Source organism: Novosphingobium sp. BL-S-32 (genome assembly GCF_056857055.1).
In genome coordinates this window covers 35,027-60,452 of sequence record NZ_CM166477.1, presented here as the reverse complement: position 1 = coordinate 60,452, position 25,426 = coordinate 35,027, and the positions used below count along the sequence as shown (strand labels likewise).

Annotated in this window: 23 protein-coding genes; 18 read left to right on the top strand and 5 right to left on the bottom strand. The window is 60.3% G+C overall.

Annotated elements, in window-relative coordinates:
• Window positions 1-2 precede the first annotated feature (2 nt).
• From AC1VVK_RS17165 to AC1VVK_RS17110, 12 genes are all read left to right on the top strand, one after another.
• A complete protein-coding gene (locus AC1VVK_RS17165) occupies window positions 3-404 on the top strand; it encodes a CopG family transcriptional regulator (protein WP_482906038.1) in 402 nt (133 codons plus the stop codon).
• The gene (gene trbB, locus AC1VVK_RS17160) at window positions 401-1,414 is read left to right on the top strand and encodes a P-type conjugative transfer ATPase TrbB (RefSeq protein ID WP_482906037.1); all 1,014 of its coding nucleotides are present in this window, start codon (window positions 401-403) and stop codon (window positions 1,412-1,414) included. Before AC1VVK_RS17165 ends, trbB begins: the two co-directional genes overlap by 4 nt.
• On the top strand, window positions 1,414-1,755 hold the full coding sequence (locus AC1VVK_RS17155) for a TrbC/VirB2 family type IV secretion system protein (protein ID WP_482906036.1): 342 nt from the start codon (window positions 1,414-1,416) through the stop codon (window positions 1,753-1,755). Before trbB ends, AC1VVK_RS17155 begins: the two co-directional genes overlap by 1 nt.
• A gap of 56 nt (window positions 1,756-1,811) precedes the next feature.
• Complete coding sequence (locus tag AC1VVK_RS17150; protein ID WP_231635456.1) at window positions 1,812-2,012, top strand: VirB3 family type IV secretion system protein; 201 nt, start codon at window positions 1,812-1,814, stop codon at window positions 2,010-2,012.
• A complete protein-coding gene (trbE, locus tag AC1VVK_RS17145) occupies window positions 2,006-4,453 on the top strand; it encodes a conjugal transfer protein TrbE (RefSeq protein ID WP_482906035.1) in 2,448 nt (815 codons plus the stop codon). The genes AC1VVK_RS17150 and trbE overlap by 7 nt, the downstream gene beginning before the upstream one ends.
• Before the next feature lie 26 nt (window positions 4,454-4,479).
• Window positions 4,480-5,229: a P-type conjugative transfer protein TrbJ gene (gene trbJ / locus AC1VVK_RS17140; RefSeq protein WP_482906034.1), complete on the top strand. Its 750-nt coding sequence runs from the start codon at window positions 4,480-4,482 to the stop codon at window positions 5,227-5,229.
• 163 nt (window positions 5,230-5,392) lie between these two features.
• A complete protein-coding gene (trbL, locus tag AC1VVK_RS17135; protein ID WP_482906033.1) occupies window positions 5,393-6,706 on the top strand; it encodes a P-type conjugative transfer protein TrbL in 1,314 nt (437 codons plus the stop codon).
• 3 nt (window positions 6,707-6,709) lie between these two features.
• Window positions 6,710-7,486: a conjugal transfer protein TrbF gene (trbF, locus tag AC1VVK_RS17130; protein WP_482906032.1), complete on the top strand. Its 777-nt coding sequence runs from the start codon at window positions 6,710-6,712 to the stop codon at window positions 7,484-7,486.
• Window positions 7,483-8,340 carry a P-type conjugative transfer protein TrbG gene (gene trbG / locus AC1VVK_RS17125; RefSeq protein WP_482906031.1) on the top strand — a complete coding sequence of 286 codons (858 nt, stop codon included), beginning with the start codon at window positions 7,483-7,485 and terminating at the stop codon, window positions 8,338-8,340. Before trbF ends, trbG begins: the two co-directional genes overlap by 4 nt.
• Window positions 8,337-9,623 carry a TraB/TrbI/VirB10 family type IV secretion system protein gene (locus AC1VVK_RS17120; RefSeq protein ID WP_482906030.1) on the top strand — a complete coding sequence of 429 codons (1,287 nt, stop codon included), beginning with the start codon at window positions 8,337-8,339 and terminating at the stop codon, window positions 9,621-9,623. Before trbG ends, AC1VVK_RS17120 begins: the two co-directional genes overlap by 4 nt.
• Entirely contained in the window at window positions 9,611-9,856 is a 246-nt protein-coding gene (locus tag AC1VVK_RS17115; RefSeq protein WP_482906029.1) for a DUF2274 domain-containing protein, read from the top strand. Before AC1VVK_RS17120 ends, AC1VVK_RS17115 begins: the two co-directional genes overlap by 13 nt.
• A 102-nt stretch (window positions 9,857-9,958) precedes the next feature.
• Complete coding sequence (locus AC1VVK_RS17110) at window positions 9,959-10,174, top strand: helix-turn-helix domain-containing protein (protein ID WP_395398261.1); 216 nt, start codon at window positions 9,959-9,961, stop codon at window positions 10,172-10,174.
• Between the two features lie 110 nt (window positions 10,175-10,284).
• Here AC1VVK_RS17110 and AC1VVK_RS17105 read toward each other — a convergent pair whose 3' ends face one another.
• The 3 genes from AC1VVK_RS17105 to AC1VVK_RS17095 form a co-directional block, all read right to left on the bottom strand.
• Window positions 10,285-12,441, bottom strand: coding sequence for a hypothetical protein (locus AC1VVK_RS17105; RefSeq protein WP_482906028.1), 2,157 nt, complete (start codon window positions 12,439-12,441; stop codon window positions 10,285-10,287).
• Window positions 12,442-12,673: 232 nt separating this feature from the next.
• A complete protein-coding gene (locus AC1VVK_RS17100) occupies window positions 12,674-13,306 on the bottom strand; it encodes a hypothetical protein (RefSeq protein ID WP_482906027.1) in 633 nt (210 codons plus the stop codon).
• A gap of 172 nt (window positions 13,307-13,478) precedes the next feature.
• Window positions 13,479-13,907 (bottom strand): hypothetical protein, encoded by a 429-nt coding sequence (locus AC1VVK_RS17095; protein ID WP_482906026.1) that lies wholly within the window; start codon window positions 13,905-13,907, stop codon window positions 13,479-13,481.
• 774 nt (window positions 13,908-14,681) lie between these two features.
• Here AC1VVK_RS17095 and AC1VVK_RS17090 point away from each other — a divergent pair.
• The 5 genes from AC1VVK_RS17090 to tnpC all read left to right on the top strand — a co-directional run bounded on the left by AC1VVK_RS17090 (window position 14,682) and on the right by tnpC (window position 21,029).
• Window positions 14,682-15,674, top strand: a complete 993-nt coding sequence (locus tag AC1VVK_RS17090; RefSeq protein ID WP_482906025.1) for a HamA C-terminal domain-containing protein — start codon at window positions 14,682-14,684, stop codon at window positions 15,672-15,674.
• A complete protein-coding gene (locus tag AC1VVK_RS17085; protein ID WP_482906024.1) occupies window positions 15,671-18,217 on the top strand; it encodes a DEAD/DEAH box helicase in 2,547 nt (848 codons plus the stop codon). Before AC1VVK_RS17090 ends, AC1VVK_RS17085 begins: the two co-directional genes overlap by 4 nt.
• 306 nt (window positions 18,218-18,523) lie before the next feature.
• Window positions 18,524-18,895, top strand: a complete 372-nt coding sequence (gene tnpA, locus AC1VVK_RS17080; RefSeq protein ID WP_482906016.1) for an IS66-like element accessory protein TnpA — start codon at window positions 18,524-18,526, stop codon at window positions 18,893-18,895.
• Window positions 18,892-19,239, top strand: a complete 348-nt coding sequence (gene tnpB, locus AC1VVK_RS17075; RefSeq protein ID WP_482902652.1) for an IS66 family insertion sequence element accessory protein TnpB — start codon at window positions 18,892-18,894, stop codon at window positions 19,237-19,239. Before tnpA ends, tnpB begins: the two co-directional genes overlap by 4 nt.
• A gap of 122 nt (window positions 19,240-19,361) precedes the next feature.
• Window positions 19,362-21,029 (top strand): IS66 family transposase, encoded by a 1,668-nt coding sequence (tnpC, locus tag AC1VVK_RS17070; protein ID WP_482906015.1) that lies wholly within the window; start codon window positions 19,362-19,364, stop codon window positions 21,027-21,029.
• A gap of 7 nt (window positions 21,030-21,036) precedes the next feature.
• Here the strand turns inward: tnpC and AC1VVK_RS17065 are convergent, their stop codons facing one another.
• Window positions 21,037-21,324, bottom strand: a complete 288-nt coding sequence (locus AC1VVK_RS17065) for a hypothetical protein (protein WP_482906023.1) — start codon at window positions 21,322-21,324, stop codon at window positions 21,037-21,039.
• A 681-nt stretch (window positions 21,325-22,005) separates the two neighbouring features.
• Window positions 22,006-23,547: a vWA domain-containing protein gene (locus tag AC1VVK_RS17060; protein ID WP_482906022.1), complete on the bottom strand. Its 1,542-nt coding sequence runs from the start codon at window positions 23,545-23,547 to the stop codon at window positions 22,006-22,008.
• Between the two features lie 256 nt (window positions 23,548-23,803).
• Between AC1VVK_RS17060 and AC1VVK_RS17055 the strand changes: the two genes are divergently transcribed.
• Window positions 23,804-25,414: a DUF4153 domain-containing protein gene (locus AC1VVK_RS17055; protein WP_482906021.1), complete on the top strand. Its 1,611-nt coding sequence runs from the start codon at window positions 23,804-23,806 to the stop codon at window positions 25,412-25,414.
• The last annotated feature ends 12 nt before the right edge of the window (window positions 25,415-25,426 follow it).

Sequence of the window (25,426 nt, the reverse complement as noted above, 5' to 3'; positions counted from 1 at the left end):
CCATGAAAATCCGCCAGAACCTCTACCTCGACCGCGACGTCACCGTGGCGCTAGACCGCCTGGCCGCCGGCACGCGCGGCAACAAGAGCCGCCTCGTCAACGATGCGCTAAAGGCATGGATCGCGCGCCAAGGCTCGAATGAGATCGACGATCTGCTGCGTCTGCGCTTCGATCGCCTCTCGCGGGAGATCACCGCGAGCCGGCGCGATATCGATGTCGTGCTGGAAAGCCTGGCGCTCTTCATCCGCTACCAGCTCTCGGTGACAGCGCCGTTGCCCGAGGCTGACGCGGCCGCCCGCGCGGTTGGCCGGGAGCGTTTCGAGGCGTTCGTCGCGCAGGTCGGCCGCCAGATCGCTACCGGCAAGCGGACGCTTCCCGAGCGCAAGTCGGGAGAGGGCGCATGACGGACTCTCTTGACGCCGTTTCGGCCGAGCGCCGCCGTGCCATGCTGCGGACCGCCATGGGCCCGGCCATTCGCGCCGCGCTCGAAGATCCGCGCATCATCGAGATTATGGTCAACCCGGACGGTGCCCTGCGTGTCGATGTGCTGGGGGAAGGGCGGGTCGATACCGACGTCCGGTTCGAGCCGGCCCAGGTCGAACGCATTGTCCGGCTGGTGGCATCGCATATTCGCGCTGAAGTCCATGCCGACGCCCCGATCGTCTCAGCCGAACTTCCGGCCCATAGGGCCGGTGCGGGCGAGCGCTTCGAAGGTTTGCTGCCACCGGTTGCCACGGCGCCGTGCTTTTCGATCCGCAAGCCTGCGGCGCAGATCCACACGCTCGCCGACTACGTGCGCGATGGGATCATGACGCTGGAACAGGCGGGCTTCCTCTCGCGTGCCGTCGTCGAGCGGGCAAACATCCTCGTCGCTGGCGGCACCAGTTCAGGCAAGACCACGCTCGCCAATGCACTGCTGGCGGAAATGGCCAGTCTCGATGAGCGCGTCATCCTGATCGAGGACACACGCGAGCTGCAATCGCCTGCGGCCGATACGGTGGCGCTGCGCACGAGGGCTGGCAAGGTTTCGATGACCGATCTCGTTCGCTCGACGCTGCGACTGCGGCCCGACCGGATTATTGTCGGCGAAGTGCGCGGGCCGGAAGCGCTCGACATGCTGAAGGCGTGGAACACCGGACATCCCGGCGGCATCGCCACTGTCCACGCCAACAATGCGCGGGCCGCCCTCTACCGGATCGACGGACTGGTGCAGGAAGCGGTCACCACCGTTCCGCGCCGGCTGATCGCCGAAGCCATCGACATGATCGTCTTCATCGCTGGCCGGGGTGCCGGCCGCCGGATCGAAACGATCGCCCGCGTCGCCGGGCTGGATGAGCGCGGTGAGTACCGCGTCATCGATGCCTTTCGAACTCCCAGCACCTCCAACAACGCCCAACCTGAAGGAGAAGACTAATGCATAGCATCAAACTTGCCGCCAACCGCGCGCGCCGCGATCTGAGCGGTCTCGTAATTTTCGCTGTCGCTGCGGCCCTGGCGTCGCCGGTTCTTGCCAGCGGATCCGGCATGCCCTGGGAAGACCCGCTCGAGAAAGTCCTGGAATCGGTCCAGGGGCCGGTGGCCAAGATCGTGGCGGTGCTGATCATCATCACCACCGGCCTCGCACTGGCGTTCGGCGAGACCGCCGGCGGCTTTCGGAAGCTGATCCAGATCGTCTTCGGTCTCTCGATCGCCTTTGCTGCCTCGTCCTTCTTCCTCTCCTTCTTCAGCTTCGGCGGAGGGGCGCTGGTCTCGTGAGCCATATCGAGGGCTTCGAGACACCGATCCACGCGAGCCTCGTCCAGCCCATTTTGATGGGCGGGGCTCCGCGCGGGATCGCGATCGTCAACGGGACGCTCGCCGCCGCGCTTGGGCTCGGCCTCCAGCAGTGGCCGGTCGGGATCGCGCTCTGGGCGATCGGGCACAGCCTCGCGGTTTTCGCCGCCCGGCGCGATCCCGAATTCGCGAACGTCCTCATCCGCCACCTCCGGCAAAAAGGATACCTGGCATGCTGAACCTTGCCGAATATCGCTCCCGCTTCGACCGGCTTGCCGATCACCTGCCCTGGGCCGCGCTGGTCGCTCCCGGCGTGGTGCTCAACAAGGACGGCAGCTTCCAGCGCAGCTTCGCCTTCCGCGGCCCCGACCTCGAAAGCTCCACCGAAGCGGAACTTGTCGGTGCCTGTGCCCGCGCCAACAATGTCCTGCGCCGGCTCGGGTCGGGCTGGGCGATATTCTTCGAGGCCCATCGCCGCGAGATTTCAAGCTATCCGCAAAGCCAGTTTCCCGATGCGGCATCCTGGTTGATCGACGAGGAACGGCGCGCCGCCTTTGAAACTCACGGCCATCACTTCGAAAGCGTGTTCACCGGCACGCTGCTCTGGCTGCCGCCTGCGGATTCGAGCGATGCTGCCGGTCGTTCGCTGATCGAGCGCCCCGACGCGGATGGCGACGAGCGGGGCGGGCGCGATTGGCGCGCGGCGCTTGCCGGCTTCGTTGCCGAGACCGACCGTGTCCTCGATCTCTTCGCCGGCTTCATGCCTGAAGTTCGCGGGCTGTCGAGCGCCGAGACCCTCTCCTACCTCCACGACACGGTATCGGACCGGCCCGTCCGTCTCGCGATCCCAGAGACGCCGGTCTACCTAGACGCCATTCTCGCCGACACGCCGTTCATCGGCGGACTGGAGCCGAAGCTGGGACGCCATTACGTCCGCACGCTGACCTTGCCGGGCTTTCCCAACGTGAGTCGACCCGGCCTGCTCGATGCGCTCAATCATCAAGGCTTCGGCTATCGCTGGATGACTCGCTTCATCTCGATGGACCGAGCGGACGCCACCAAGGTCGTGACCAAGCTGCGGCGGCAGTGGTTCAACAAGCGCAAGTCAATCACCGCACTGCTGCGGGAAGTCTTGTATAACCAGCCGACGCAGTTGGTCGACAGCGACGCCGACAACAAGGTGGTCGATGCCGATACCGCGCTACAGGCACTTGGCGGCGATCACGTCTCGTTCGGCTACCTCACCGCGACGATCACCGTCGCCGACGAAGACCGCGCCCGCGTCGAGGAAAAGGTCCGCGCGGTCGAACGCGTGGTCAATGGGCTTGGTTTCACCTGCATCCGCGAAGGTGTGAACGCGGTCGAAGCCTGGCTCTCTTCGCTGCCGGGCCAGGTCTACGCTAATGTCCGACAGCCCCTAGTCCATACGCTGAACCTCGCGCACCTGATGCCGCTTTCCGCGGTCTGGGCAGGGCAGGAGAGCAACACGCATCTTGCCGGGCCGCCACTGTTCCATGCTCAAACGCAGGGTTCGACCCCGTTCCGCTTCTCGACCCATGTCGGCGATGTTGGCCACATGCTGGTGGTGGGGCCAACCGGCGCCGGCAAGTCGGTGCTGCTCTCCCTGATCGCCTGCCAGTTCCGGCGTTATCCCGGCGCGCGGGTTATCGTTTTTGACATGGGGCTTTCGGCGCGGACCGCCGTGCTGGCCATGGGCGGCACCCATAACGCCTTGGGTCACGGCACCGATGCGCTGGACGGTCTGAGCTTCCAGCCGCTCAAGGACATCGACGATCCGGTCGAGCGCAGTTGGGCCGCTGACTGGATCCTCGATCTGCTGACCCACGAATTGCTCATCACCTCTCCGGAAATGCGTGACCATGTCTGGTCGGCGCTCACCAGCCTCGCCGGCGCTCCGGAGAATGAGCGGACGCTCACCGGGCTCTCGCTGCTGCTGCAGTCGAATGAGCTGCGTATGGCGCTGGCGCCTTATACGCTCGAAGGCACGTTTGGCGGCCTATTGGATGCAGCCGAGGAACGCCTCGCGGACGCCGACGTCCAGTGCTTCGAAACCGAGGCGCTGATGGGACGGAGAGGACTGGTCGCCCCGGTGCTGACCTATCTCTTCCACCGCATCGAGCAGCGCTTCGATGGGCGTCCGACGCTGCTGGTACTGGATGAGGCCTGGAGCCTGCTCGACGATCCGATCTTTGCTGCGCGCATCCGTGAGTGGCTGAAGACGCTTCGGAAAAAGAACGTTTCGGTGTTGTTCGCGACCCAAAGCCGCGCCGACGTGGCGCAGAGCTCGATTGCGCCGGCGATCATCGAAAGCTGTCCGCAGCGGATATTCCTGCCGAACGACCGCGCGATCGAGCCGCAGTCTCGCGAAGCCTACGACGCATTCGGGCTCAACGATCGGCAGATCGAGATCATCGCACGGTCCACGCCCAAGCATCACTATTACCTCCAGTCGACGCGCGGAAACCGCCTGTTCGAGCTGGGGCTGGGACCCGTTGCGCTGGCGCTCTGTGGCTCCTCCGGCCCGGCCGCGCAGCAGAGGATCGACCGCATTATCGCCGAACACGGCGCCAAGAACTTCCTGTCCCACTTTCTCGCGGGATCGGACGCCGCGTGGGCATCCGACCTCGCCGCCTCGTTTCGGGCGCTCGGCGCCTTCTGACCCCGCTTCAGCAAAGGAGAAGACCGATGATTGTGAAACAGCGTGCCCCTTCCTCGCTTGCCGCCGCTGGATGCATGGCGTTGGTGGCCGTTGGCGGCACCTTCGCCGCCATGTCGTATCCATCGGAGCCCGCTAAGGCGCTCATCGTCTACGACCCGACCAACTACAGCCAGAACCTGCTGACGGCGGCCCGTACGCTCCAGCAGGTCAATAACCAGATCAAGTCCTTGCAAAACGAGGCGCAGAGCTTGCTCAATCAGGGCAAGAATCTAACGACGATTGGTTTTCCCGAACTTCAGACGCTGACTCAGACGCTCCAGCAGATAGATGTGCTGATGGGGCAGGCGCAGGGCATCCAGTTCCAGGTCTCGACGCTGAACCAGCAGTTCCGTCAGCTCTATCCGACCAGCAACGGCTCGCTCTCGCTCAGCAGCCAGGTATCGGCTGCCCGCGCGCGCCTCGATACCGAAATGACGGCCTACCAGCACACGATGACCGTGCAGGCGCAAGTCGTAGAGAATATCCAGAGCGATGCCTCCGCGCTCTCGGCCATGGTCGAGCGCAGCCAGAATGCCGAAGGCGCACTTCAGGCGAGCCAGGCGACCAACCAGCTTTTGGCGCTGACCGCCAAGCAGCAATTCCAGATCCAGCAGTTGCTCGCCGCCCAATACCGCGCCGACACGCTCGAACGGGCCAACCGCGCGCAGGCGACCAGCGACGCACAGGCCGCGACCGCAAAATTCCTCGGCACCGGGACGGCCTACACGCCGAACTGATCATCGGGACCGGCCGTGGCCGGCTCCGTTTCGAACTTCGTTTGCGGTGACGGTCCGCCTCTCCCGTCACCGCGTCGCGGGACGCGGTTTTCCGCGCCCCTGGCCGCGTCCCGCGACAACTGGTCTCCCGGCCATCGGCCTCCCGGATGGAAAGTGCAGCGCCATGAACGACCTCAATGTCATCGACCGCTTCATGACCAGCTTCATTGCCTACATCGACAGTGGGTTCGGTCTGCTGGGCGGCGACGTCCATTTCCTCACTGCGACGCTGATCGGTATCGACATGACGCTCGCGGGGCTGTTCTGGACGATGGGCGGCGAGGACAACATCCTCGGGCGCTTCATCCGCAAGATCCTCTACGTCGGTGCCTTCGCGTTCATCATCGGCAATTTCTCGGCGCTCGGCGATATCGTCTTCCGTTCCTTGGCACAGGCAGGGCTCACGGCCGGCGGCGGCACGCTGACCGCAGCCGACCTGCTGAAGCCGGGCCGGCTCGCCGGGATCGGATTTTCGGCCGCTTGGCCGCTGCTCGATCAGGTAAACAAGCTCCTCGGCTTCACAACCTTCTTCGACAACTTCCTGATGATCGTCGTCCTGTTGCTGGCGTGGCTGCTGGTGATCCTCGCCTTCTTCATCCTCGCGGTGCAGATCTTCGTCACCATCCTCGAGTTCAAGCTGACCAGCCTTGCCGGTTTCATCCTGGTGCCGTTCGCGCTGTGGAACCGCACTGCTTTCCTTGCCGAGCGGGTACTCGGCAACGTCGTCAGCTCTGGCATCAAGGTCATGGTGCTAGCCGTCATCGTCGGCATCGGCTCGAACTTCTTCGACGAGTTTACCACGGCCCTCCAAGGACAGGAGCCTGATATCGGGCAGACCCTGAGCCTTGTGCTCGCCAGCCTCGCGCTGTTTGGCCTGGGCATCTTCGGTCCGTCGATTGCTTCGGGCCTTGTCGCCGGTGCGCCGCAGCTGGGTGCAGGCGCTGCGCTTGGTACCGGGGTCGGCGCAGCCGGGATCATTGCCATGGGCGCCGGCAGCGCGGCCGGAGCGGCCAAGCTTGCGGGCGGCACCGCGCTCGGCGCGGTGCGCGCCGGCACCAGTATGGGCGCCGCCGCCTCTACGTCGTGGAGCATGGGTCAATCCGCCGCCGGCTCGCAAAGCGTCGGTGCTGGCCTCAGCGGCATGGCCAAAGCCGCTGGCGGTGCAGCCCGACAGAAGGCCAGTCAGGCCTTCGGGATTGGCGAAGCCGCCGAACGCGGTCGCTCGGCTGCGAGGGCTGCCTTCGAAGGCTCGGAAGGTGCCGGCAGTGCGTCTGAGACCACAGCCAATCCCGCGAACAATTCCGCTCCGGGCTGGGCGCGCGATCTCCGCCGCCAGCAGGACACCCGCCATCACCGACAGATCGCGCTCTCCACCCTGAAGGACGGTGAGCGCGGCGGTGCCGCCGCTAACCCCGACATCAAGGAAAAGGAGGACTGATCGATGATATTCAAGCGCGCTGTCCAGCGTTACGGACGAACACCGCAGCCCGAAACCCCCTTCCAGCGCGCGGGCCAGGTCTGGGATGAGCGCATCGGCTCCGCCCGCGTCCAGGCACGCAACTGGCGGCTGATGGCTTTCGGGACCTTAGGTATGGCCGGAATGATGGGCTCGGCGCTGGTCTGGCAATCGCTTCAGAGCCGTGTGGTGCCCTATGTCGTCGAGGTCGACCAGCTTGGCGAGGCTAGGGCGGTGAACGAGGCCGATGTCGCTATCACGCCCACCGATCCGCAGATCGCCTGGCATCTGGCACGCTTTATAGAGTGTGTGCGCGGCGTATCGCTCGATCCGGTGCTGATGCGCCGTGACTGGCTCTCCGCTTACGATTTTGCCAGCCAGCGCGGGGCGCGTTTCCTCGATGGTTATGCCCGCGAGGCCGACCCGTTCGTCAACCTCGGGCAGCGCAGTGTCTCAGTGCAGGTGACCAGCGTCGTGCGCGCGTCGGACCATTCGTTCCAGGTGAAGTGGATCGAGACGTCCTATGAGCGCGGCGCGAAGGCCGGAACCAGCCACTGGACCGCAATCCTGACGATACTGACCCGCCCGCCGCGCAGCGCCGACATCCTGCGACGCAATCCGCTCGGGATCTATGTCGAGGCGATCGACTGGAGCCGGGAACTTGAACCCGCCCCGTCAACCCAGTCCGCGGCGGCAGCCCCGCCGCCAACCCAACTTCCGCCTGAACCCGCAGCTCAGTCAGCATCGGAGATCCAGCCATGAATGTGCATTCCCACAGGCTCGCCATCATCGCGGGCGTCCTCGCGCTACCTATGTTGGGCCATCCCGCCCTCGCGGCCTCGGCGCCCAGCTCTCGTGCGGCCGTCGTCGAGCGCGCCAATCGCGCGGCGACGATCGAGCCTCAGGCCAGCGGGTTTGTCCAGGCCACCCAGCTTCAGGCGTTTGCCGAAGGTGCGATCTACCATGTGATGACAGCGCCCGACCGGGTCACTGATATCGCGCTTCAGGCGGGCGAGGGGCTGGTCGCGGTCGCCAGCGGCGATACCGCGCGTTGGGTTATCGGCGATACGACGAGCGGGCAGGGCGAAACCAAACGCACCCATATCCTCGTCAAACCCTATTCGCCGGGGCTTTCAACCAACCTTGTCATCACGACCGACCGGCGCAGCTACCATCTGGCGCTCTCCAGCAGCGGCGGCGCGGCAATATCGGCGTTGTCCTGGACCTATCCGGCGGACGAGTTGGTCGCGATCAAGCGGGCAGCGGCCGCGGCGGAAACGGCAAAACCGATAGCCGCCGGTCTCGCCGCCGAAAACCTCAACTTTAACTACGAGATCTCCGGCGATAAGCCGACCTGGCGGCCGCTCCGCGCCTTCGATGATGGCCGGCAGACCTTCATCCAGTTGCCGCCAAGCGTCGTGCTCGATGAGGCGCCCCCGCTCTTCCTCGTCGATCAAAAGGGGACCGCGCAGCTTGTGAACTACCGGCTGTCTGGCCGCTTTTATGTTGTGGATCGCATCTTCACGGCCGCCGAATTGCGGCTGGGGACGAAGAACCAGCAGGTGGTGCGCATCCAGCGCGTGGCCGAGGGTGCGGTTCAGGGGAGGGCGCGATGAGCGAAGAACCCGTAAGCGACGTCAACCGGCGGCAGCCAATTGGAGACCGGCAAATGGTGGGCTCCGCTGATAAAGTGGAGAGCGCGCCGGCCGCGCCCGTGCGTCCGCCGGCCAAGGTCGATCCGGAGTCGCTGGCGCTCCGATCGAAACCGCCCAGAGCCATCCGCTTCAAGCGGGAAGTCATCATCGGGATGACGGGAACACTCGCGCTCATCGTGGCGGGAACCGCCTGGTACGCACTCGGGCCGATCAAGCTTCACCTTGTCGGCAACGGCGACAGCGAGGCCAATGCCGCAAAGATCTCCACCGATGCGATCAATGTGCTTCCCGACAGCTATGACAAGGTGCCCAAGCTCGGGTCGCCGCTACCCGGAGATCTGGGGCGAGCCATCGTTGAGCAACAGGGCGCAACGATCGCGCCGATCTCGACGGCCTTGCCCGGATCGCAAGCGACGAGGCAGCAGCCGGCGCCGGATCGGATGGAGGAAGAAAGAAGATCGGCACGGCAGTCCGGTCTGTTCTTTGGCAGCGCCAAGGCCGTGGCGGTGGCTGTGACCTCGGAACCCGCAGCGCTTCAGGCCGAAAAGCCTGCAAGCGGCGTCGATGGAAAGCTCGCGATCGACTTCAACGCCGATCCCAACGCCCAGCAGCGCAAGGCCGATTTTGTGGCAGCCAAGGATACCGCCGGCGATGTTGAGCCGCATGCACTAACGTCGGCGGCGTCGGCGAACATGCTTTCTGCCGGCAGCGTGATTGCTGGGAGCCTCATTACCGGGCTTCGTTCGGATCTTCCCGGTCTCGTGATCGCGCAAGTCACCGAGCAGGTCTTCGACAGCGCGACCGGAAGGACCTTGCTCGTTCCGCAGGGTGCCAGGCTGATCGGAAGTTACGATAGCCTTGTCGCTTTCGGCCAAAAGCGGGCTCTGATCGTCTGGCAGCGGATTGTCATGCCCGATGGCAGTTCGATCCGCCTCGATAACGTGCCGGCGACGGACATGTCTGGGTACGCGGGCCTCGAGGACAAGGTCGATGCCCACACTTGGCAGGTCATCAAGGGAGCGGCGATTTCTACGCTGTTCGGAGTTGGATCGGAGCTGACCTTCACGGGCGAGAGCGATTTGGTCCAGGCGATCCGGCAGTCGACCCAGCAGAGCGTTTCGCGGGCAGGCGATCAGCTCGTTTCCCGCAGTCTACAAATCCAGCCGACGATCACGATAAGGCCCGGAGCGCAGGTTCGCCTCGTGGTCCACCGCGATCTCGTTCTGCCGCCATGGCTTCCGTAGGAGCAATCACTATGACTGAGTTGAAGCTACCAGTATTGCCCGATCGGACTCCGGTAAAGCTCTCCATTCACATCGTACCTGAACTTGCCGAAGCGCTTCAGGACTACGCGAAGTTATACGCTTCAACTTATGGGCGAGAAGAGCCGGTGTCAGTTCTGGTGCCGGCAATGCTTGAGGCGTTTCTCAGCAGCGATCGGTCGTTTGTCCGAGCAAGAGGACGGGGTGGAAGATAAGCTCATAGTCCCCTAATGTGCCTCGTCTCGATACACCGGCTCACTCTCCACCTGGTCTGACCAACGGAAGGTTTCACCGTGGCAAGGAACGTTAATCGCGAAATGCGTGCGTTGGGTCAGTTCGACCCGATCAGTGTACGGATTCCAGATGCAGTGCGCATGACGGGTCTTAGTCGATCTAAAATCTATTTGCTCATTGCTGCTGGTGATCTTGAGGCTGCCAAAGTCGGACGATCGACAGTGATTACGATCGAGAGTCTGAAGGCTGTCATTCAAGCACGGCGAATTTTACCCAGCGGTCGACGGAAAAGCCGCTGACTCGGGGGTGGAAAGGCGTGGCCGTTTGAATACGAACAGCCGGGATGTCGGAACTTCGCTATCGGCGGGTTCGGTGGGGAATGCGGCACGAGGTTTGGATTGATCGTCATTTAGAACGCGTGGCTTGCACGAATGGCTATAAGGCGGCCAGTAGGATCAAGGTAACCAGGTAGAAATTCGCGTGGCGTGTTGCCGTCTGAATCCCGGACGTGAAGCCTTTTATTGAAAATATTTTCGGCTCTAAGCGAGATGCGAAATAAATTCGATCTACTATTTGCTCGGGATCCACGAAAATTGCATCCAAATTCCGCAGTTAAAGTCATCAAATCACTGAATCGTAAATTCGAGGTATTTGATGATGTAGCGTCTGCAACGTCTGTCGATGATCGCCAATTTGCTCCAAATTGAAGATTAACGTTGCCAAGAGTAGCGCCGCCTTCGGCTGATAGAATATGCCGCGGCGTCCCACGCGCGCCATCGAGCGGTGTTCTGAGGAGGTCGATAGTCGCTCCGCTTGCGGAGGGTAAGAGATCGTGATCGAAGGTCCAGGTGTGGACAATACTTGCATCCCACTCAATAACACGATGATCCGTTGGACCATTGGCGTTGGTTGAAGTTCGCGGTGCACGAAATGAAAAATGAAAGCTGCTTTGAAGCGCTCGCTGGCGCTCCTTAGAGGCATTGAAGGGCCGAGCATCGACCACCGTCAGGCGGCCGGCCTCGTCGTGGAAAAAACGGGTCGGGAAGATTTCTTGGAAGAGCTCGGTCGGATAGATGGCGCTAACGATCGGATTGGCACTTTTCGTAAAGCTATATTCTTCATTTAACGAAATGGAGATGTTCTTGATGGTCTTATTGATGCTAACAGAAAAAAGTTTATCAATATCAATTGTTGGAAGTAGGCCTGGAGATCCTCCAGAAATCTGTGTAACCAATGAATATTCATCAGTTGCAGGATCGATTACCTGTATGCCGGGGGTGTAAATTTCGGGGCTTTTATGCTGATTTAGCGCCGAAACGGTCTGTGATCTGCTTTTCCTGAAGCCAAAAGCAATGCCTTCAAATGGGGTCCAGTCAAATGACATGCTGTAGCTTGGATAGGTTTCAATATCATCGACCTTTTCGTAGCTCGCGCTTAGTGACAGCGTAAGGTCGCCCAAGAAGCCGACGTTGGTAAGTGCGGAATTTAATAAGGGCAGGTTGAGCCCCAATTGACCTGTCGAACGAATTTGCGAATTGGCCTGCTTAATCGCCGGAAAACGGCCAACTGTTACGGTAAAGCGCCGTAGTTGGCTGGTCAAACGCGTGTATGCGGTTGCTCGGCCGGCAGGAAGCGAAAAGAGCGGGGAATTCGCCGAAAACCCCGCATCGAGGCTCGCGTGATCAGATGATGTGAAAAGGGGGGTGTAGGCGCTTGGCAGTCCCGATTGCTCGATATCATTGATCGCAAGGTTAATACGTTTGTTGGATGCTCGGCTATCGGCGGTGTCTGATACGATTGATCCGGTCAGGGATGCAGTCCACGATAAACGCCCCGTAAAGCCCGCTGCGTTAGCTGACATTTGGTAGGTGCGCGATTTGTTCGTATCAACTATGCCGTGCACAGTGCTTGGCCCAGACGCGTAGGCCGATGGCGTTGCAAAGAAACGAGACACGTGTTGAGACACCGTGTCATTCACCGATATCGATGCGTCCAGGTTGGAGGAGCCTATGGGAGTGGCAAACCCGGTTGTGAATGTAAGAGCCCTGTTCGCGGGAACGAGCGTCCGAGAGAGGCTTAGGGAAGTGTCACCCGTTTCGGATAGCAATTTGCTACGAGCTTGTCCCTCTAGTCGTCGGCTGTCTAGCACTGTCAAGGACACGTTGAGGCGCTTTTCGTCTCGAATGCTCGCGTAGCGCAATGCCATTGATCCGCTTTCTCCACCTCCGGATGTTGGCATCCGAATGCCGCCATCGACGCTAATCGTGTTGAAACGGGACTTCAGGACTAGATTGATTATATTATTATTGGAATCATAACCAAAGTTCGACGCGCTCGATCTTGGAAGAATCTCCAGCGATTCCAACGCCTCTGCTGGAAGGTCTTGAATATCCGAGATGCTTGCAAGACGTCGTCCATTGACGATTATGGCAAATGCATGGCCTCCGTTTCTCCGCTGGAGGCGGGCTATGACTTCGCCAATTGTAGTCGCATCCAATGACCGAATATCGCCTTCAGAGTATTGGTCTATGGCAGCTGCACTATTTAAGGGTCGGCGTCCGTTCACGACGATATCCGCGGTCGCTTCTTGAGATCGGGGTTGTGCCTCTTGTGCGAAAGTTGGTGACGCTACGAGCGTGATTGAGCCGAGGGTTAAGGCCGCGGCGAAAGGTGCAGTTGGGTATAGCATGTATCTTGGTAGGGTGAGGCCTTTGACGACACGTAATTCCGCTGGCGATCTTAGAGGCACCGGGAAAAACAGACCTCACCCATTCGGTTCTCAAGCGCTTGCCAAACCGTTAGGCATCGTTGGTCGAAGCGGCATTTTGGTTTTGCAAGTAGCTTAGGGCATTATCGAGCCAATCGGCGGGGAGCGATTGCTTCGCTTCGGCAAAGCGATCGAAGACACCGCGCAGATAGTCCGGAGTGACCTCGCCCTTGAATACACCGGCCGCCCGATCATTTTCAATTTTGGCGGCGAAATGGGAGACCTGCTCACCAATATCTTGGGGTGCCGGATTTCCCTGATCATCGACTACGGTTGTAGCGCCCCCGCTCAGCACGACGAGATTGTAGCCGGTGGCTGCCTTGATCGTGTCCAAATCGGCTTGCGAGTAATAGTTGATTTGGCCGGCGTGCGGCGTTTCACTCGTGCTTGCGGTCGCAAGCTTCATATTTTTTGCAAGCCACTGCTGAGCTGTGAGCGAGTTCGTTCCCGTCTCTTGAACGGGTTCTTCCGCAAGGAGGTTGAGAAGGTTGGTTGCCGTAGTCGGCATTAGCAGGCTGCCATATCCAGTGCTCTTCGCGGGCGTACTCACGCTCAGCGCCGTTGAAGTTGAAGCGGCGCCGGTCTGAGTGGGTTTTTCCACCGCAGTCGATATTAAGCCCAATGCGCCCAACGAGGTTCCGGCAGTCGAATTAATCATCATCATGTACCTCCATTGTGAATTGCCAGTGAGGGGGTGACGCGATTCAGACGAGAAAGCTGGTTGGCTGTCCTCGAAAAGCGCTCTTATTCATTATAGAAGATTGCGAGCGCCTAGAGGCACATGAGAGAGGGCATCCGCGTTCACCCGGGGTTCGCCTGGGTGAACGCGGAATTGATTAATAGTTATAGCTAACGTTCACGTAGCTCTTTCCGGACGGAACGACCTTCGGATTCAGAACTGCAGCTGTGGTGGCATATACCCGGACCTCGAAGTGAAAAACGGTGCTTGCCGGCATCGAGTTGAAGATGGTGGTCGAACCGCTGTAACCGGCGGCCCACGGTGTGCAGGTCACCCCCGCGCAAACGCGTGATTGAAAAGTTCCTTGCGAGGTCGATGAAGCACCGACGGTCCAACTGAGGCTCGCGATAGGTGCGCTTCCGTTGGGGCTGCTCAGATTGGCCGCATCTGCAGAGACGTAGGTGGTATTCGTCTGAGTCATAGACGGGATAGCAACGCCGGTATTGTAACCGCCGTTGGTCGCAAGAGCGGCGCTTGCCGTCATCAGGCCGGTGGCAGCAAGGGCAATTTGAAGCAGACGCATCATGATTCCTTTTAGTCGCAGTTATTCATCAAGTGGTCGAGGCGAGCCCATTAGCCAGTGATTATGGCAAAATATAGGATTATTTATCCTTGCACATTCGAGGTTAGGTGAAATAACGGGCGCGCGCGAGAATCTGCATTTGCTCCATTATGGAGGTAATTATGCCTATTAAAATCTGGATTTCGTCCAGTTTTAAGTGACGTAAACTAACATTATTTCCTTTGTGTATGGCTAAAATCTGTTGCGATTGGTTGGGTGCAATCCTTTGCGGCGCGGACCGGGGCGAGCTCGGTGTCTTAACGGCCAGGTCCCGCCATTATCTAACGCATTAGCGGAAGTATGGATTGGGGGAGGGCGCCCACCGCCGGGGACGCCCGCTCTGTCGGCGTATTGCCCGGATAACCGGCCAGTTTGATTTCAGATATTTAATCCAGAACGCGTCGTCGGAGGTCGCCAACATTGCGGATTCGCACTTCCGGACATTTGTTCGTATCACCAGAATGCCAACAACCGCTGTTCATTCAACTTTCAACGTAGGCTGCAAATTTCTCAAAGGCTGTGTGTGGCGATGCTCGCATCATCAGAGCCAAGATGGCGGAGACTTTGTCGTAGATCAGGTTTCGCACCGGTACCAAGTCACATTCGTAGAGGGCCGACATAGTTGCCAGAGGGCCCTTCGGCAGGCCGCCTCATAGCTTCGCCTAGTCCAAATTCCTGCTTACTTTAGTGTCATTTAACGCTAGGCACGTCGAAGAGGGAATATCGTAGGGGGGTAATTTGGGTCAGAAAAGTGCCGAACAAACCGAAAACCCAGACTTGGATGCTGTTCTCGCCGCTCTTCGCCGCGACTATTCGAGATTAGGACCGAGGATAAGGGAGCTGCAGCACGACGTGTCGTGTGAGTGCTCAGGCGTCACGCTTCGACTTCATTTTCCCGCCTTCCGACAAGGCAAAACCACGGTTCACGAACTGGTGGAGCTGGCTTGGCTCCATCTGACGCCTTTCGCGGTAACTCGAAAGGAAATCGATGCGGTGAGAGCGCTGCAGTCGACACTGCCGTTCGACGATTTCCTGGTCAAAACCACCCAACTCAACGATGCCGCTGCTAAGCTTTTCATAAAGGCGCATAGGGCGACAAATCGGAACGGCGAGGCCGGCGAGCTGCTGCTTTACTTGCTGACAGAATGGATTTTAGGCGCACCTCAGGTCATTGCTAAAATGACCTTGAAAACCAATCCGCAGATGCCCGTTCACGGCGCGGATGGGGTCCATGTTCGCTACTGCCCTGAAACCGCGCGGCTATTCCTCTACTGGGGAGAGTCGAAAATGTACGGTGACGTTGGCGCAGCCTTAACGGCGGCCGCAAAATCGATCGCGAAATCTTTGAAGCCCGATGAGCTGGACCATGAGCTGCAGCTTGTTCAGCGAAACATTGATTTTACAGGGTTGGACGCTGACGCCAAGGATGCCCTTCTGCGATATCTGGATCCGCATGAGGAAGAATATAACGAGCGCAAAGACGTTATAACTTGCCTGATCGGCTTTGATTTCGAGGGCTTCCAAAAGGCCAGCGCCGCTGGCGACCTGGGCGCCGAGGATGCCTTCAGATCTCTGGCTATGGAGCAGCTTCAATTGGTGGCTCCAAAGGTCGCCGCTGCGTTCGATGCAGCAGGGTTGGGCTCTCAAGATGTGGAGCTCTTCTTCTTCCCACTTCCAGCCGTGCAAGATTTTCGCGACCTCTTTCAAGCTCGGATTGGCTGGCTACCATGATACAAGAACTAGCTGAGAAAGTTTGGGAAAATCCTAACTTTCACGCCGCAGCGCATCGCATCGAGCTGGCATGGCTCACCCAAGAGATCGGCGGCGTCGAGGACGGCCCCGCTGATATAGCGGATGCAACGCGATTGATGCGTTCCGCGGCCATCCTGGCTTGTTCAGAAACGGCAGATCACCGACGCGCTGCCTTCAGAATAGCGACGTGTGCGTACGATCTGTTTGGTACCGAACAGGTGCCTTTGGATCAGGCCCTACGCGTCGTACTTATGCGTCTTGGCAACTTCCCATCCATTGGTACGCGTGCAGACGTTGAATCTGCACAGCCCAGTCTCCCCTTCGCGCTTGTCGTTGAAGAAATAGCGTCGGCGGCTGCACATGAAGTAACGATAAATGGGCACACGGTGCTGCTGACAGACTTCCAGCAGAAGTTATGGCTAAGTCTTATGCAAAGCCGGCGGATTGCGTTGGCGGCGCCCACATCGGCCGGGAAATCCTTTGTGTTGCAGGGGTATCTTTCGGCGCTCTTTGACAGCGAACAGGCCAAATCGGTTGTCTACATTGTCCCTACGCGTGCCTTGATTGCCCAGGTGGCGGAAGATCTGAAGGCACAGTTCGAGAAGAAGACACGTGAAGTTCCCGACATTGTCACGGTGCCGCTGGATGCAGAATCTATGCTTGCCGAGCGCGCCATCTACGTAATGACACAGGAGCGGGTGCAAATCGCCCTTAGCGCCCATCCCGACTTAAGTGCCAGCGTTATCATCGTCGATGAAGCACATTCGATCGCAGACGGTTCGCGGGGCGTTTTACTGCAATGGGTGGTCGACGATCTGCTCGTCCGCAATCCCGCAGCTCAGATCCTTTTCGCCAGTCCGGCGATTCGTAATTTGAACATCTTCGGACGGCTCTTTGGCTTAAACGATGTGATCGAGTTTTCATCCGTTGAACCGACCGTTGCTCAGAATTTCTTGGTCACCACCATCGAGTCCGCAACCAAGGGCAAATTGTCGATTCAAACCGCGGGCGATGGGTCGAAGGCATTACAGTCAGTCGCAACGCTGCAGCTAGGTCGCACGGTCGCGAGCAGAACAGAGAAATTGGTACATATCCCGGCAGAACTCGGGCGTGGTCACTCGAATATTGTCTATGCAAACGGCCCGGCGGAGGCAGAGCGCGTTGCGCTCCAACTGGCCGAGTTGATGTCTGATCGGGAGCCGACCGTGGCCCGCTTGGCGCTGTCAGATCTTGCGAAAGAAGCGGTCCACGCCAACTACGCTCTGGTTGAATGCGTCAAATATGGCGTAGCGTTTCACTATTCCAACGTCCCCACACAGCTTCGACGTGCAATTGAAGCGGCAGTTTCGTCTGGTGAGGTCGATTTTCTCGTATGTACGAGCACCCTACTTCAGGGCGTCAATCTGCCCGCCAAAAACATCTTCATGTTTGCTCCGGAGAAGGGGCGGACCAAGCCCTTGGAGTCGACTGACTTCTGGAACCTCGCTGGACGCGCAGGCCGGCTCAAACGGGAATTCCAAGGCAACATCTTCCTAATCGACTACCACAAATGGAAGAAGAAGCCGCTCGACGGGCCCAAGGACGCGGTCATCACTCCGGCGATCGAAAGAAGCCTGAGCGAACATCACGATCAGCTGATGAGCGTCATCGCCGGCGCACCGAGTGTTGGCCGCAGCGACGAAGCCGACCTCGAGACAACCTTTGTCCGGCTCTACACCGATTTCAAGGAGGGAGACCTCAACCAGACATTCGAACGAGCGGGCGTCACTGTAGGCAATGTTCAGTCAGGCTTGTTAGAAGCTGCGCTGGCCGCCGCAAGTGAAAATCTCAGCCTCCCAGCAGCAATTATCCGCCGGACTCCAAATATCTCGGCTCACAAGCAGCAGCAGCTCTATGACCGAATAAGCGCGAAAGTGGCTCAGGGCGCCGACGTCGCTCGGACCCTCATCCCTCTGCATCCCCGAGAAAGTGAATCTTTCCAGTCCTATGCAGCCGTTCTAGAGCTATGCCACGAGATCATTCTAGGCATCGACACTTCAAAGAATCTGCATCGGTTCCACGCGCTGATTGCGCGACGATGGATGCTCGGCCTGCCACTTCCCCAGATTATCGACGAACAAATTTCCCGGAATGCCTCCAAGCCTGTTCAGACGACGATCAGAAACACATTGGATTTGATCGAAGGCGATATCCGTTTCCAAGCTGTTCGTCTGTTTGGTTGCTACAGCGCCCTTCTTGTCTACGCCCTCGACAGCGCGGGTTTGGTGGACATGGTCTCGAGCATTCCGTCGCTGCCCGTCTATCTGGAAATCGGAGCATCCGACAAAACGATGATTAGCTTCATCTCGCTCGGTTTGTCGCGGGTCACCGCCATGAAACTGAACGAAATGTCGGCGCGTAAGGACCTTGACACCTCCGGCGCATTGCACTGGCTGCGTACGCGGCCGCTGGAAACGCTGGGGCTCTCTCCTCTCTTGCTAGCCGAAGTACGCGCGGTTGCCGATGTCTCTTCGCCGAACTGAACGGTGTGTCTCAATGATTTCGGAAATTCCATTCTGCCAATTCACGGCATCACTGCGCAAAAAATGCACGACTCGACGCAGACTGGCGGATGTGGGGGTATTTTTGGGGGTGGAGTTATTAAATAAAACGAAAATAATATGATAAATCATAGTGTTATAAGGGGTGAAATGTCCTGCCCCCGCAACCAAGTCCGATCGTCCCGCTCTGTCCAGTGACGTGTACGCATCCGTTGAAGGTCGCCTTGCTGGGAGGGTGATGGATCGCTCTTAAGGACGCTCTTGAGAGCGGTCGTAGGAGCGGTTGTTGTGGGTCAAATCACGGTTTTCGGCGGGCCTGAGCGTCGGCGGCGCTGGCGTGAGGACGAGCGCGCGAAGATTTTGGCGGAGGCCTTTTCTCCGGGTGCCTGCGTGGCGCGTGTAGCTCGCCAGTATGACGTGTCGACGGGGCTGATTTACACTTGGCGCCGCAAGGCTTGCTTTGGGGCTGGCATGGCGGGCTCTTCAGCGGCGGTGGAGGTCGGCTTCGTCGAAGCCGTCGTGCTGGATGACGGATGCAGCAAACAGTTCGCGTCGCCGCCCGCTGTTGTGGTGGATCTGCCTGGCGGGCGGCGCGTGAACATCTACGCATCGGCACCGCCGGGCGTGGCCGCGGCGGTTCTGAAGGCGCTGATCCGATGATCCCTGTCCCGAACGGAAGCAAGGTCTGGCTCGCGTTAGGTCATACTGACATGCGCCGCGGAATGCGGTCGCTCGCCTTGCAAGTTCAGGAGGCCTTGAAAAAGGACGTCCACGCCGGCGACCTGTACGTCTTCCGGGGCCGGAGCGGATCGCTGTGCAAGATATTGTGGCATGACGGCCTCGGGATGTCGTTATATGCAAAACGTTTGGAAAAGGGGCGTTTTGTGTGGCCCGCCGCAAAGGACGGGACGGTCGCGATCTCGGCTTCGGCAATGGCCTGCCTGCTCGAGGGTATAGACTGGCGCAACCCCCAGGAGACCTGGCGTCCGACGCAGGTTGGCTGATGGCCAGCGTCAATCAGGGTGAGACGAAACTCGCGCCTGGTCGAGCACCGGATCGAGGGCAAAATCTGCGGAAAAGTGGCTAAAAGTCTGGGGTTTGTGGGCTTCTGATGCTATAAGTGGGCATGGCCTCGAGCGACGCATCCGACGAGCTTCTCCAGCTACGCGCCGAGCTCGCCGTCGTTCGTGAACAGGCAGAACAAGCCCAGGTCAAAGCACTCGTGGCCGAGGCGCAGGTCGCCAAAGTTTGGGCTATCAATGCCGACCTGCTGGCTCGCAACGCGCACCTCGAGCTGATGAACGAGAAGATGCGCCGCGATAAATACGGCGCGAGCTCCGAGCGCAGCCGGCATCTGCTCACTCAGCTCGAACTGACCTTCGAGGAACTCGCGGCCAATGCGAGCGAAGCCGAACTGCTTGGGCAAATTGCGGCCGCCAAGACCACTACGGTTGCAGCGTTTACCCGCAAGCGATCCACTCGCCGCGACTTCCCGGCCGACGTGCCGCGCGAGAAGATCATTATCCCGGCGCCAGAGCTGTGTCCGTGCTGCGGCTCGGACGATCTGAGCCATCTCCCCGCGGTGATCACCGAGACGCTCGAGAGAGTGCCCGCTCGCCACAAGGTGATCCAGACGGTCCGGGAGAAAGTCTCCTGCCGTAAGTGCGAGAAGATCAGCCAGCCCCCGGCGCCCTTCCACGTCACGCCGCGCGGAATGTTCGGGCCGCACTTCCTGGCGAACCTGGCCTTCCAGAAGTACGGTCTGCACCAGCCCCTTAACAGCCAGCGCGATCGGCTCGAGGCCGAAGGCATCCCCTTGAGCCTCTCGACGCTCGCGGATCAGATCGGCGCGATCTGCGTGGTGGTGAAACCGCTGTTCTTGCTGCTGGAGGCCCATGGGCTCGCCGCTGACCGCCTGCATGCCGACGACACCACCGTTCCGCTTTTAGCAAAACGGAAGACCGAAGTGGCGCGGATCTGGGACTATGTGCGCGACGATCGCCCGTTCGGCGGGCCGGCGCCTCCAGTGGCGCTGTGCTACTACTCGAGCGATCGCAGGGGCGAGCATCCTCGCGCCCACCTGGCCGGCTATACGGGTATTCTCCAGGTCGACAGGTATGCCGGCTTCAATGCCCTGTTCGAGGAAGGCTGGGCGGATAAGCCCATGACGCGCGCTAATTGCTGGGCTCATGGGCGCCGGGAATTCTTCAAGCTCGTCGACCTCAGGCAGCAGCTCAAGCGTAAGAAGAAGGGCGCCACGCCACTCATCTCGCCGCTGGCGACCGAGGCGCTTGAGATCATCGATCGGCTCTTTGCCATCGAGCGCGACATCAACGGCAAGCCTGCTGCCGAGCGCCTCGCCGTTCGCCAGGAGCGGTCCGCTCCGATCGTGGCCGAGTTGGAAACCTGGATGCACGAGACGCGCAGCAAGCTCTCTCGTCACGATGCCGTGGCCAAGGCCATCGCCTACCTTCAGAACGACTGGGCGGGCTTCACCACCTTCCTCGCCGATGGCCGGATATGTCTCTCAAACAACGCCGCGGAGCGTCAGCTGCGCAGCGTTGCTCGAGGAAGAAAAGCCTGGTTGTTCGTGGGCTCGGACCGCGGCGGCCAGCGCGCGGCGATGATGTTCAGCCTCTTCGGCACGGCTCGGCTCAACGAAGTCGATCCGCTCGCCTGGTTCACCGACGTCCTCGACCGGATCGCTGACATTCCACAGAACCGCCTTCATGAACTCCTCCCGTGGCACTGGAAGGCCGCTCAGCAGCAGGCCGCAGAGGAACTCGTCGCCTGAACCTGCGTCAACGCGACAACCTCGCGGCGGCTATCGGATGCGTACAGTGACGTCCACGGGCGACCATTTTCCCAACCATATCAAATATTTTTGACCATCCCGGCGGGCCGTCATGCGTCTCGGGTTGCTTACGCCGCCCAGGTTTGACGCCGGAGACGCCATACAGGCGTCCCTCCAGATCTATGTCGCCGATCTCGGCTGGAACCGGCCATGCCAATCCCGAGCGATCGAACCGCGCGATCATGTCGCGCACTGTAGAACGAGCAAGGCCAGTCAGCCGGGCGATCTCGCGCATCGGGACACAAGCCTCCCGATGCATTTTCATTACTTCGCGCACATGGCGCATCTTCGGCCTCCTCGTCGGCATCTCCATCCTCCGGCTGCTGTGCCGATAAGATGGACCCAACGATCGGGCTTCTCACTCCCTCCCGGGTGGCCGGGAATTGCTCGGAATGGTGGCCGGCATCATCTCGGAATCCCGGCCGAGATCAAATCGCAATGGTGGCCGGGATGACCCCGGAATCCGCAGATACGGTGAGCCAGGCTGACAAGCAGCTGGGGGAGGAGTCCGGCGGCGACGTTGCTGAGGGGGCCTCCGTATCCGAGATCGTACAGCCAGCACACGGCGGCAATGTGTTCGGCTTTTCAATGACAAATCGGTTCGAGTGGCAGACTTGCCTGTCCACTGATCAAGATTGAGCCTTTCCTAAACAGGCCATTCCTGGAGTGCCGGCACCTGCCGGCCCGAAGGGCCGTATGTGGGACATTCGCGACTTTCTGGTTCTGAGTGCCCGACACAAGAAACTAGACACTCCCAACGTCCAGCTTACTAAAAATCTATCGGCAGCAACCGCTGACAAAGCGGTCGGAGACCAGATCAAACACCCTCCCCGAATCCGACCTTTCGTTAAGCGGCTCTGGTTTCCCTCTCTTGAGATAAGGAACAACAAAGACCGCAACGTACATTATTTCATTCTCATCGCGCTTGATCAGTCGTAACTCGCTTCTGGCTGCCAGCTGCCAAGTTGGTCAGTTCCACAAATTCGTTTCGCCAATAATTTGTCTGGTGACCCGCAAGCCGCGCGATATCAGTGTAGTCAAAGTCTTCCAGCCGAGTATCGCCCCGGAGTTTCTGCCCGAATGCGGCCACCGCGATAGCGAATGCGGCATCGCCCGTCGGCGCCCCCGCCGTTGCCAGACGGTTGGTGGCAACCGGCGCCTCGATAAGCCGGCTCTGCGTTCCGTCCGGAAGCTTATAGCGAAGACGCACGGTTGCCGCCTCTGATGCATCGCCGGACGGAGCGGGCGTCGCGGCCGCATTGGCGGCATACTTGCGCGCGGGCAACCAGCCTTGCTGACCGGCCGGCACGATCTCGTAGATCGCGGTGACCTGATGCCCGGCACCGATCTCACCCGCATCCACTTTATCGTCGGCGAAATCCTCTTCCCGCAGTGCCCGGTTCTCGTAGCCGATCAGACGATATTCGCTGACCGCCGCCGGGTTGAACTCGACCTGCATTTTCACATCCTTGGCAATGGTGAACAGCGTGGAGGACAGCTCTTCGTCCAGCACCTTGCGCGCTTCCATGGCATTGTCGATGTAGGCGTGGTTGCCATTGCCCAGATCGGCGACCGCTTCCATCATCGCGTCGTTGTAATTGCCCTGTCCGAAGCCCAGCGTGGTCAGCGTGATGCCATCCTCGCGGTTCTGGCGGACCATGTCCTCAAGCCCTTTCTGGTCTGACAGGCCGACGTTGAAGTCTCCATCGGTCGCCATGATGATCCGGTTGATGCCACCGGGAATGCGATGCGCGCGGGCAAGATCGTAGGCCATCGACAGCGCAGGACCACCCGCCGTGCCGCCACCGGCCTGCAGTCCGGAAAGCGCTGCCTTGATGGCTGCGGGATCGTGGCTGCCTTCGACCAGCGACTCCACCGAACCCGAGTAGGTGATGATGGAAATGCTGTCATCCGGCCGCAGCCCATCGGCAAGGATCGACAGCGCCTGCTTGACCAGCGGCAGCTTGTCCGGCTCATCCATGGAGCCCGACACATCGACCATGAACACGAGGTTCGCCGCCGGCCGCTCCGACCGGGCGACGTCGTAGCCGCGCAGGCCGATGCGCAGGAGCCGGGTCTGCGGGTTCCAAGGCGTGGTGGAGAGATCGGTTGTGACGCTGAAGGGCGTGCTGCGATCCGTCGGCGACGGATAGTCATAGCGGAAATAATTGATCATTTCCTCGGTCCGCACCGCCTCGGCCGGAACCGGTTGGCCGCCCATCAGCATACGTCGCACATTGGTGTAGGAGCCCGTGTCCACATCGACCGCGAAGGTCGATACAGGATCGCTAGCAACGCGGTGGATCGGGCTGACCTCCTTGCCGTCGTATCGCTCGCCGCTGTTGGCGTTCGCCGCGTTGTCTTCATACCCCGCATCGCCTGCGGGCTTCGCGCCGCCGCAGCCCGACAGCATCAGGCCCGAGATCAAGGGGAAGGTCATGATCACACGAAAACGCATATGCTGTCTCCACTGTATTGGTGGAGAAGAAATAGTTCTCTGAATTGCGACCTAACAAGGGGATAGAAAACGTCGATCAAACGCCTGCACTTCAGTTAATCCGGTAAGATAAATGCAAAATGGCGGAATTTCTGACAATCATCCATTGTCTGCACGGTTTCTGCACAGCCCCTGCGTCAACAATTGATCCGAATACCACGAAAAACTGCGCCGCCTGCCGCGCATGATAACTCCCATCATTCAGGGAGATACACAAATGCGCTTCGCCTCCGCCCCCTTGGGCGCAAGCTTCCGGTGGAAACTGGCCGTGGGTCTGGTCTTCGTCGCCGTGGGCGACTGGCTTTTCTATCAAGGCGGCCTCCCAAATGGAGCACTGGGCGTCCTGACATTGACCCTTCTAGCCGGCCTGCTGATGGGAAGATTGGCGGTCCGGCGCAGCGGGCCCGCACTGCTGGCAACCCTTGCCGCCACCGTTTTCGCACTCGCGCTGACCTGGGATCCCGGCGTGCTTTCGTGGACACTGTTCTGGCTGGCCGCAGGCATGGCCACCCTGCTCCCTCAAACCGGCCGTTTCGATGATGGCTGGCGCTGGGCGCAACGCCTGTTCTGGCAAGGCCTGCGTGCCCCGTTCGGTCCTTTGATCGATCTGCGCCGCATAGCAAGAGTCCGCGCCGCCGGTCACGGCAAACGCATCGGCCTGCGCCGCGCCGCTTCCCTGCTGACATTGCCGCTGGTGGGCGGCGCGGTGATCGTGACGCTGTTCTGCGCCGCCAATCCGATATTGGCGCAAGCGGTATCTTCGCTGCTTTCGATCGACACGACCATCATGTCTACAATCATGCGTGCGATGCTCTGGACGCTGTTCTTCGCCATGTCGTGGAGCCTGCTGCGCCCCAGCCTGCTGAAACGCCCCGCCCCCCTGTTCGACGGGCGCGGCGATATCAGTCTACCCGGCGTTTCACCGGCATCGATCACGATCTCTCTCCTGCTCTTCAATGCGATCTTCGCGCTGCAAAACCTACTCGACGCGGCCTATCTCTGGGGCATGGCCACTCTGCCCCATGGCATGACGCTGGCCGATTACGCCCATCGCGGCGCCTACCCGCTGATCGCCACCGCCCTGTTGGCGGCGCTGTTCGTACTGGTGGCGCTGCGTCCAGGTTCCGAAACCGCGCGGTCACCTGCGATCCGGCGGTTGGTCACCTTGTGGATCGCCCAGAACATCGTGCTCGTCGCCTCGTCGATCCAGCGCACGGTCGATTATGTGGAAGCCTATTCGCTCACCCGCCTGCGGATCGCGGCGCTGGCATGGATGGTGCTGGTAGCCTTTGGTCTTGCTACGATCTGCTGGCGCCTGCTGCGCGATCGCAGTTCGGCCTGGCTGGTGAACGTCAATCTCGCCGTGACCGCATTGGTGCTGACGATATTCTGTTTCATCGACCTCGGCACCGTGGCGGCGCGCTGGAACGTGCGGCATGCCCGCGAGGTTGGCGGCCAAGGCGCCGCGCTGGACCTTTGCTACCTTAGCCAGCAGGGCAATTCCGCATTGCTGCCCCTGCTCGAACTCGAACAACGGCGCGATCTGGCGCCCGATTTCCGCGAACGCGTACAGTCCGTCCGCCTGGGAGCGGAGCGCCATGCCCTCATCGACGGAGGCCTGCTCGATCTGCATCGGCATAAACAAGCACAGGCAATCGCCGCGACATTGCCGCGGCTCGACCTCGGCAAAGCCTTTCGCGAATGCGACGGGTCGCCGATGCCCGAACCTGTTGAAGTCGCACCTCCAGCTCCAACGCCGGCCCCAGAGGACACCACCTCGCCAGCCTCGCAGCCGCAATCCACGCCGCAAGCCACTGCACCGCGTTGACACGGGGCTTCA

Excerpts from the sequence above, each read along its gene's own strand:
- AC1VVK_RS17095 (WP_482906026.1), bottom strand. The coding sequence starts at position 13,907 with ATGATGCGTCTGCTTCAAATTGCCCTTGCTGCCACCGGCCTGATGACG.
- AC1VVK_RS17120 (WP_482906030.1), top strand. The coding sequence starts at position 8,337 with ATGAGCGAAGAACCCGTAAGCGACGTCAACCGGCGGCAGCCAATTGGA.
- trbJ (WP_482906034.1), top strand. The coding sequence starts at position 4,480 with ATGATTGTGAAACAGCGTGCCCCTTCCTCGCTTGCCGCCGCTGGATGC.
- AC1VVK_RS17060 (WP_482906022.1), bottom strand. The coding sequence starts at position 23,547 with ATGCGTTTTCGTGTGATCATGACCTTCCCCTTGATCTCGGGCCTGATG.
- AC1VVK_RS17055 (WP_482906021.1), top strand. The coding sequence starts at position 23,804 with ATGCGCTTCGCCTCCGCCCCCTTGGGCGCAAGCTTCCGGTGGAAACTG.
- trbL (WP_482906033.1), top strand. The coding sequence starts at position 5,393 with ATGAACGACCTCAATGTCATCGACCGCTTCATGACCAGCTTCATTGCC.
- AC1VVK_RS17165 (WP_482906038.1), top strand. The coding sequence starts at position 3 with ATGAAAATCCGCCAGAACCTCTACCTCGACCGCGACGTCACCGTGGCG.
- tnpB (WP_482902652.1), top strand. The coding sequence starts at position 18,892 with ATGATCCCTGTCCCGAACGGAAGCAAGGTCTGGCTCGCGTTAGGTCAT.
- AC1VVK_RS17065 (WP_482906023.1), bottom strand. The coding sequence starts at position 21,324 with ATGCGCGAGATCGCCCGGCTGACTGGCCTTGCTCGTTCTACAGTGCGC.
- trbE (WP_482906035.1), top strand. The coding sequence starts at position 2,006 with ATGCTGAACCTTGCCGAATATCGCTCCCGCTTCGACCGGCTTGCCGAT.
- tnpC (WP_482906015.1), top strand. The coding sequence starts at position 19,362 with ATGGCCTCGAGCGACGCATCCGACGAGCTTCTCCAGCTACGCGCCGAG.
- AC1VVK_RS17110 (WP_395398261.1), top strand. The coding sequence starts at position 9,959 with ATGCGTGCGTTGGGTCAGTTCGACCCGATCAGTGTACGGATTCCAGAT.
- AC1VVK_RS17155 (WP_482906036.1), top strand. The coding sequence starts at position 1,414 with ATGCATAGCATCAAACTTGCCGCCAACCGCGCGCGCCGCGATCTGAGC.
- trbF (WP_482906032.1), top strand. The coding sequence starts at position 6,710 with ATGATATTCAAGCGCGCTGTCCAGCGTTACGGACGAACACCGCAGCCC.
- trbB (WP_482906037.1), top strand. The coding sequence starts at position 401 with ATGACGGACTCTCTTGACGCCGTTTCGGCCGAGCGCCGCCGTGCCATG.
- trbG (WP_482906031.1), top strand. The coding sequence starts at position 7,483 with ATGAATGTGCATTCCCACAGGCTCGCCATCATCGCGGGCGTCCTCGCG.
- AC1VVK_RS17100 (WP_482906027.1), bottom strand. The coding sequence starts at position 13,306 with ATGATGATGATTAATTCGACTGCCGGAACCTCGTTGGGCGCATTGGGC.
- AC1VVK_RS17115 (WP_482906029.1), top strand. The coding sequence starts at position 9,611 with ATGGCTTCCGTAGGAGCAATCACTATGACTGAGTTGAAGCTACCAGTA.
- AC1VVK_RS17085 (WP_482906024.1), top strand. The coding sequence starts at position 15,671 with ATGATACAAGAACTAGCTGAGAAAGTTTGGGAAAATCCTAACTTTCAC.
- AC1VVK_RS17150 (WP_231635456.1), top strand. The coding sequence starts at position 1,812 with ATGGGCGGGGCTCCGCGCGGGATCGCGATCGTCAACGGGACGCTCGCC.